Source organism: Bradyrhizobium sp. 35, assembly GCF_023073215.1.
In the GTDB taxonomy this organism is placed as follows: Bacteria; Pseudomonadota; Alphaproteobacteria; order Rhizobiales; family Xanthobacteraceae; genus Bradyrhizobium; species Bradyrhizobium canariense_D.
Map to the genome: position 1 here is coordinate 3592 of NZ_JADPJC010000150.1, position 8092 is coordinate 11683.

The 8092-nt window shown below is 58.0% G+C and carries 8 protein-coding genes and 1 pseudogene; 6 read left to right on the top strand and 3 right to left on the bottom strand.

Translation table 11 applies throughout. The features are described 5' to 3' along the window. The 3 genes and pseudogenes from IVB36_RS31720 to IVB36_RS31730 form a co-directional block, all read right to left on the bottom strand. Positions 1-329, bottom strand: a pseudogene (locus IVB36_RS31720) (hypothetical protein); the annotation flags it as partial. Positions 330-999: 670 nt separating this feature from the next. Then, the gene (locus tag IVB36_RS31725; RefSeq protein ID WP_346731068.1) at positions 1000-1581 is read right to left on the bottom strand and encodes a response regulator; all 582 of its coding nucleotides are present in this window, start codon (positions 1579-1581) and stop codon (positions 1000-1002) included. Then, positions 1544-2350 carry a biotin/lipoyl-binding protein gene (locus IVB36_RS31730; protein ID WP_247394210.1) on the bottom strand — a complete coding sequence of 269 codons (807 nt, stop codon included), beginning with the start codon at positions 2348-2350 and terminating at the stop codon, positions 1544-1546. The genes IVB36_RS31725 and IVB36_RS31730 overlap by 38 nt, the downstream gene beginning before the upstream one ends. Before the next feature lie 226 nt (positions 2351-2576). Here IVB36_RS31730 and IVB36_RS31735 point away from each other — a divergent pair, with 226 nt between their 5' ends. From IVB36_RS31735 to IVB36_RS31760, 6 genes are all read left to right on the top strand, one after another. Then, positions 2577-3251, top strand: a complete 675-nt coding sequence (locus tag IVB36_RS31735; RefSeq protein ID WP_247394213.1) for a hypothetical protein — start codon at positions 2577-2579, stop codon at positions 3249-3251. A gap of 114 nt (positions 3252-3365) precedes the next feature. Then, positions 3366-4799 (top strand): DUF1254 domain-containing protein, encoded by a 1434-nt coding sequence (locus IVB36_RS31740; protein ID WP_247394216.1) that lies wholly within the window; start codon positions 3366-3368, stop codon positions 4797-4799. 77 nt (positions 4800-4876) lie between these two features. Continuing rightward, positions 4877-6319: a DUF1254 domain-containing protein gene (locus tag IVB36_RS31745; RefSeq protein WP_247394221.1), complete on the top strand. Its 1443-nt coding sequence runs from the start codon at positions 4877-4879 to the stop codon at positions 6317-6319. A gap of 135 nt (positions 6320-6454) precedes the next feature. After that, entirely contained in the window at positions 6455-6892 is a 438-nt protein-coding gene (locus tag IVB36_RS31750) for an HdeA/HdeB family chaperone (RefSeq protein ID WP_247394224.1), read from the top strand. A 178-nt stretch (positions 6893-7070) separates the two neighbouring features. Further along, a complete protein-coding gene (locus IVB36_RS31755) occupies positions 7071-7424 on the top strand; it encodes a response regulator (protein ID WP_247394227.1) in 354 nt (117 codons plus the stop codon). A gap of 465 nt (positions 7425-7889) precedes the next feature. Continuing rightward, positions 7890-8092: hypothetical protein (locus tag IVB36_RS31760; RefSeq protein WP_247394230.1), on the top strand; the 203-nt coding region annotated here is incomplete at its 3' end.

The window sequence follows — 8092 nt, forward strand, 5'->3', positions numbered from 1 at the left end:
GCCGCAGCCACCGCCCCAGAAGCCTCGACAGTGGTGTGATAGTAGACCGCAGCCATCGACCAGCCAGGTACGGCGGGAGCGGCTGCGAGGCTGCCAAACCGGCCAGGCAGCCAGTACGAAACGCCGCCTTCGTCGGCGCGGGACACGCTCGGAAGGGCAGCCAGCAGTGCTATCACTATGGCTGCGCTGGCATTCCTGGGGCGAAAGCTTGGGGTTTGCTGAGATTGTTCGCGCGTCATCCGTTTGCCCCTCAAAGTCAACTTCGGGTCAGCGTAGCGAGAAAACCATATGCCGCGGCTATGCAGATTCGACGCGGTGCAGAATTTCATCTTCGTTGTTGCCGGAATGCCACTTCGGATACGCTAATTGAATGCGGGATGTGCCACAGCTACGGGCCGATATTGTCGCGGTGATGATGAGTATTTCGGCCGTTCAGGCGACTTACTGGCTTCGGCTTGCGACCTTCGCTGCAGAGTCTCCGAAGGGCTTTCTCCAAAAATGCTGCGATATTCAACCGAGAACCGGCCCAATTCCGCAAAACCATAGCAGGTGGCAACCTCCGTAACCGTCGTGAGGCTGCTGTCGGAGGACAATAGCGCGCGCCTCGCCTGCAGCAGCCGCTGCATGCGCAGATGACGACAAGGGGGTACACCGTGGAGTTTGTGGAATGCCTTGCGCAGCGTACGCTCGCTGACGGCAAGGGCTTTGCAGAGAGCCGAAATGTGCAGCGGTGAATCGAGTTCTGCCAGAGCGATTGCCTCGGCTTGGACCACGAGATCGCGCCAGGTTCGGATCGTCGGTTGGCCTGAAGCGTCTAAAAGAGTTGCTGACGCACAACGGATAGTCATCAAATGCCCCCCGATTCTGCGATCGCGTCGAAAGCGCCGGACCTCAGGGGCAACTCAGCATCATGAGCGACAGTGCGCTACTGTACCTGAGGGCAAAACCTTTAGTAGAGGGGCCCTCAGCGGGGCGGCCGGGGCGCTCGCGCGGCGAGGACTATGAAGCGCTCTTGACGTCGGGCGAGGGCTGGGGTGTCAGGATCCCGGTTCGCTCGGCCACCGAGACTGCCTCCGCAAAACAACCGACTTCAAGCTTCTGCATGATCATCTGTCGATGATACTTGATGGTTCGCTCGGAAGTACCGAGCAAATGTGCAATCTGCTTGTTCATCTTACCGCGGACCATCAGCGCAAAAACCTCGTTCTCGCGGGGAGTTAGTTTCGCGATTTGCGCCTTCAGCGCATTGAGCTGGCCTAGATTCTGCTGAGCCTCCTCAAGTCGTAATAGCGCGCGCTCGATCGCCTCCAACAGCGTCTGCTTGGGAATGGGCTTGGACAAAAAGTCTTCCGCACCTGCCTTGATCGCGCGAACGCTCATAGGGATATCGCCGTGGGCCGTCATGAAGATAATAGGCCACTGATGTGACAGCTTTTTAAGCTCCTGCTGAAGCTCCAGACCGCCGATCGTAGGCATTTGCACGTCGAGGAGAAGGCAGCCCGGCTTGACGTCGCGGATGCTTTGCAAAAAGGTAGACGCCGAATCAAAATCGACCACGGCGTAGCCCGAAGCCTTCAGCACGCGGGAGATCGCTGGGCGAAACGATGCATCGTCGTCCACGATGTAAACTACGGGCGCGCCCGTCATTGCAATTTCTCACCCTCGTCGCGGCCCGCCGGCCGAGGCCCGAACAAACTCCGGATGTGATCTGCTGCGTGCACCGAACCATCGGCCGAGGCCGCAGTAGAGCAAAAACGCTAAGATGCGAGAGTAAGTCAGAATCCAAAGCCAACTTGGCACTTTGCTGGGTTGCCCTGGCGACGTTGAGTTGTGCCCGTACCGTCTCAAACTGCACCTGAGTGTCCTGCTCCTTGAACTCGGTGTTGGATCCGCTGGCATACAGCGTCTGAATGTCTTGGAGGCGCTTCGCATTGTACTTGTATTGGGCGTCGAGGCCGGCGACGTTCGCGGTCGCCTGATCGTAATTTGCTTTCAATATTTGTGTTTGCTGTTTCGCCGCGGCTAACGACGCCTGCAGTTGCGCCACTTTATATTGGAATGGCGCCGGATCGAGCTGAAACAGAATATCACCTGACTTCACGGCTACGTTCGGCTTTACCGGAATTGCGATCACCTGACCGGCGACGTTGGGCGTCACTTCGATCACCCGGCCCGCGACGGTGACCTTCCCTGATGGCGTCAAATGATTGAACAGCGCGAGGAATGTCGCGAGTATGAACGCGCCGATCAGGATCGAGATAGTCCCCGATAGCCAGCCCCAGCGGACCAGCTTGAGCTTGGAAAATGTCAGCCACATCGCGAGTACATAAAGGCACAGGATAATAACCACGGGCGGCCCCTCTCGTTCGGTGGCGTCAACCGCTCATTGGCGGATATGCGCCCGAACGCGCTATGCAAAATCGGTTCGCACCGACAACTCTTCATTTTCGGATCGTTTCAGCAATTCTTAGCGCTGTCGGTTTTTGCATAGCCAGTCGCCCGAACCCTCCTCATAGTTGTGAATGAGCGTGACCATCCCAGACGTGGTCATCCCATTCACAACAGGAGAGGCACACATGAAGCGCGCAAAGCTGGCACGGATTGCAGGACTGCTGGTGGTTTCGGCGTTGATCGGTTCGGGTGCGGCACTCGGACAGACAGCTCCGGCAACCCCCAGCATAAAAACAATCGGTGCGGCTTCAGGGAAAGCCAATTCCGAGCTCGTGCCGTCCCTGTTCGTACTAAATTCGCGCGCCGCCACCTTGCAGGGTGACGCGCTGACCATGACGGGCGTGACACCGAGTTCGATCATCTTCGCGGACCGTCCGGTGCGCGCCGCGGGTCATCAACCAACCGCGGACGTGATCGCAGATTGGGGATCCGGTGATGACAGCTTCGCCAAGAACCCGCCCAACGCAACGGTGTCGGTACTCGGCAAGGACGGCTCGGTAAAGGACGCCGTTGTGGTGCTGAAGAACCCGAAGCTCGAGGGCGACAAACTCACCTTCAACGTCCAGGTTCTTGAAGGCGATCTGGCCGGGGCCGACGGTGCGGCCGCGCTCTTCATCGATATCATAGGCCGGCCGTTCACGCCGATGTCGTTTGCCGGCGTTGCCCGCCGCACGGCGTTCAGGGGCGCGATGTATGCCGGCGCTGCCGGGGCGGCTGCTTATGGAGCGGCTGCGTACTACCATCCATACGCGTATCCCCGTCCGGCGTGCGGCTACTATCCCTATCCGCCCTGTTATTGAGACCTGCGAAAGGCGGGGAGGCACCGCTTCCCCGTTTGCACGGCGTCTCGATCGGGGAATCGTCAGCGCATTTTTGAACTGAACCAAACGAATCCGATTGAACGGGAATTTTCAATGAACATCACTCGACGAAATCTCACCTTGGGCGGCATCAGCCTACTGGCCGGCGCTTCCGCAAGCACCATCAGCCGTGCCGAACTGGGTTCGTTCTTCGGAATCGAGGAGGGCGTCGAGGATTTCCTGCTCGCCACCGACGCTTACATTTTTGGCTATCCGCTTGTGACCATGGAAATGACGCGGCGCGTCATCACCAATGTAGCGTCTCCGGTCGGAACACGCGGACCGATGGGCCAGATTATCAAGCTGCGGCAATATCCCGATGCATCCTTTCGCGACGTTACCGCGCCGAATGCCGACACGCTCTATACGACATCTTTCTTCGACGTCGGCAAGGAGCCGTGGGTGCTCAGCATTCCCGACATGAAGGGTCGTTATTTCTTGCTGCCGATGCTGGATGGCTGGACCAGTGTCTTCCAGGTCCCAGGCAAGCGCACTACTGGGACTGGCGCGCAGACCTACGCAATCACCGGCCCTGGCTGGAAGGGCTCGCTGCCCTCGGGAGTCAAGGAATACAAGTCGCCCACCGCCATCGTTTGGCTGCTTGGGCGCATCTACTGCACCGGCACGCCGCAAGATTACGCCGAGGTGCACAAGCTGCAGGATGAGTTCAAGCTGGTGCCGTTGAGCGCATACGGCAAGCCCTACACACCACCTCCGGGGACCGTCGATCCATCGATTGACATGAAGACGGCGGTGCGCGAGCAGGTCAACCGCATGGATGCGCTGGCGTACTTCACGCTGTTGTGCAAGCTGATGAAGGACAATCCGGCGTCGGCGGCTGATGCGCCGCAGCTGGCGAAATTCGCCAAAATTGGTATCGTTCCCGGCGAGGATTTCGACACCAGTAAGCTCAAGGCGGATTTCGTCAAGCGGGTGCCCGAAGTCGCCTTCGACCGGATCATGCTGCAGTTCAAAATCAACAAGGCTATTACGGACGAGAACGGCTGGGCGTTCACAACCAAGACCGGCATCTACGGAACCGATTACCTGATGCGCGCGCTCGTCACCGCGATCGGGCTTGGCGCCAATCGGCCAGAAGACGCGGTCTATCCGACCTCACAAAAGGATGCTGAGGGCCGCAAATACAATGGCGCCAACAAATACGTGATGCGTTTCGCCAGGGGCCAGTTGCCCCCGGCGGAGGGATTTTGGTCGCTCACGATGTATGACTCCGGCTATTTCTTCGTCAACAACCCGCTCAACCGTTATTCGATCAGCGCGCGCGAGAAGCTCAAGTCGAACCCGGACGGTTCGGTTGACCTCTACATCCAGAAGGACACACCCGGCAAAGACAAGGAATCCAACTGGCTGCCGTCGCCTCCCGGCGATTTCATCCTGATGCTGCGTCTGTATTGGCCGCGCGAGAAGAACCCCTCGATCATCAATGGATCGTGGAAGATTCCGCCAGTAGCGAAGGTTGCAGTCTAAACCATAAACCAGCGCCGGCTTTCGACACCGGCGTCGGACCGCGCAAACACAATCGTCCCTAAAGAGGAGTCAGCACTATGTTGACTAAACGCGATCTGCTTTGCTCTGCTGCGATGACTGCGCTCGTCGCTACAACGGCAAAGTCCACGTCAGCAATTGCGCAGAACAAAGCCGATTGGCCCAGGCTGTTAGAGGCCAAGGATATCGCCGAGCAAGGCTTCATCTATGGCCTGCCAATCGTCATGAACTACGCCATCATGTACGAGTACGCGATAGATCGCAATTCGGGGCAGTTCAAGGCACCGTTCAACCAGATCAAGAACGAACCCAACGTTTACACTTACAAGGACACAGCAATCGTCACGCCGAACAGCGACACGCCGTATTCCTTCGTGTGGCTGGATTTGCGGGCGGAGCCGGTGGTGCTGTCGGTGCCGGCGAACGACCCGAAGCGCTACTACTCGATCATGCTCTGCGACGGCAATACCTACAATTACGGTTATGTCGGTACACGAGCCACTGGGAGCGAAGCTGGCGACTACATGGTGGTCGGGCCCGACTGGAAGGGTGACACCCCGGCCGGCATTAAGCAGGTGTTCCGTTCGAGTACACAGTTTTCCCTCGCGGGGTATCGCACCCAGCTTTTTGGCCCGGATGATCTCGACAACGTCAAGAAGGTGCAGGCTGGTTACAAGGTGCAGATGCTTTCGGCCTATTTGAAGCAGACGCCGCCAGGGGCCGCGCCAACCGTCGACTTTCCGAAGATCGACAAGGAACTCGTGAAGACCAACTTCTTCGAGTATCTCGATTTTGCGCTGCAGTTCGCACCGCCGGAGGCCAAGGAGATGGAGATCCGCGCTCGGCTCGCGCGCATCGGCATTGGTCCAGGGAGAACCTTCAGTTTCAAGGACCTGCCACTGGAGCATAAGATCGAGCTTGGCCTCGGCATGAAGGAGGGCCAGCGGAAAATCGACGAGGCCGTCGCCAATGCCGGCAAGGCGATCAATGGCTGGCGGGTTAGCGGTCTTCCAGGCAATAGCGCCCACTACAACGGCGACTGGTTGAAGCGTGCCGTCGCCGCTCAGGCCGGCATTTATGGCAACGACCCGGAGGAAGCGACCTATCCGTACACGCGCATCGACGGCGATGGCCGGACGCTCGATGGCAGCAAGGGCAACTACACCCTGACATTTCCCCCAGGCCAGCAGCCGCCGGTGAATGCTTTCTGGTCGCTGACTATGTATGACGGCAAGTCCCAGCTGTTGATCGAAAACCCCATCAATCGTTATCTGATCAACTCGCCGATGCTGCCCAGTATGAAAAAGAACGCGGATGGATCGCTGACGCTCTACATCCAGAACAAGTCACCGGGCGCGGACAAGGAGTCCAACTGGCTGCCCGCACCGAATGACACGATCTACCTAGTGATGCGGCTGTACTGGCCGAAGATCGAGCCGCCTTCGATCCTGCCGCCGGGCGAAGGCACTTGGAAGCCGCCCGGCATCCAAGCGGCGCACTAGATATTCCCGATCCGTTGATGCGCCGTACCGGACCAGGCGCCGCGCAGCTGGGGCTGCAACAAGGACGAGCACCGTGAAACGCTACCTGAGGTCGGCCAGCGTTACTCTTGCGTGGCTGTCTGCGAGGAGGCGACAGTGATCGGTACGTCGAGACAGGTGTGCGCCACTGTTGCGGTGCTGCGACAAACCCAGCAGGAGAATGGAATGGAGCGCAAGATGTACAGGGCCTTGATATTCGCAACGCTAGTATCCGCGACGGCGATTCCCGTTGCCCGCGGCCAAGTCGATCTCAGCACCTATGCCGACGCCAACGGCTTCCTCAATGTACAGAAGCTTACATGCGCTCAGCTGGCCGGGACCTGGCAAGGCGACGCCGACCGCCTGACAGCCTGGTACAGCGGCTGGTACAATGGACTTGCTCGCAAGCACTATATGGATATTGTCAAATCAAAAGAGGCCGAGCACGAGATCATCGTTTATTGCAAGGCGAACCCTGGTGAATTGATCGTCGAGGCGGTCGCCGTTGTGTTCAAAGACATGCGGGCGAAGCTAGGGATCGAAATGAAGCCCTAGCGGTTTCACATCGATCTTGGCAGCCCTGCGCTAAGAGCAGATTGTGCATAGCGTCCTAAGGAAGGCCTATGCAGATGGCTTCCGCGTGGCGCTGGAAGCAGTCCTGATCGCGATCCGTAGCTGGGAATTGCGTTCCTTACCACGAGGATGACTACAAACACCCGATGATCGTTTCGCCATGCGCACCATAGCTGTCGTCGATGACAATCCGAGTATGCTACAAGGTCTGAACCGGCTATTATCGGCCCATGGCTTCCGCGTCTGGACGTTTGCATCGGCGGAGTTGTTTTTGGAGGCCCACGCCGAGTGCGAGGCGGATTGCCTGCTGCTGGATGTCCATCTTGGCGGAATTTCGGGTATAGATCTGCAACGTCAGCTGATCGCATCAGGCAGGGATTTGCCGGTCATTATGATGACGGCGATCGATAGTGAGGTCACCCGGCAGGCGGCATTCGACGCGGGCTGCATTGCGTATTTGAAGAAGCCGTTTCTATCAAAACTACTGATCGATGCGGTCGGCAGGATTCCCTGAGAACTGAAATCGAGTCCTTTAACGATTACAGGCACAGGTAGTGCCGAAAATCGAGTAGGATTGATTTCGGAACCAAGTGTGACCTCCCTTTTTTCGGCCGCATAATCGCATGAAAACTCGTATATTGTTCAGTTCGATAGTTCTGCTCCTGGCAATGACCGGTGCGGCTTTCTCTCAGCCAAAGCGGGTGCTCATTGTCCATTCAGTCGGCCGCGATTTCTCGCCGTGGGATGACTACGCTAGAACGATCCGGGAGGAGTTGAGGCTTCAGTCGAAGGATCCGATCGATATCTTCGAGGTCTCGCTGTCGACGGCTCGCTTCCCCGACGGGAATGAAGACGCCTTTGTCAGCTATTTGAATGCGGTATTTTCCGAGCGCAAACTCGACCTCATCCTAACGATCGGCGGCCCCGCGGCACGATTCTTTCAGCAGAACCGCCAGCGGATTTTCCGTCGATACCCACCTTGTACGCGGCTCTCGCGCAGCAGATGTCGTCCAGCGCACCGGCGACCGACGCAATGGTCGCGGTGTCTGTCGATGTATTAAGCACTCTCGACCAGATTCAGAATCTGGCTCCGGAGACCACGAAGGTCTTCATCGTTATGGGAGTCTCCCCGATCGAGAAGCTGTGGCTAGAGGAGATGCGCAGACTTTTCCAGCCGCTGAC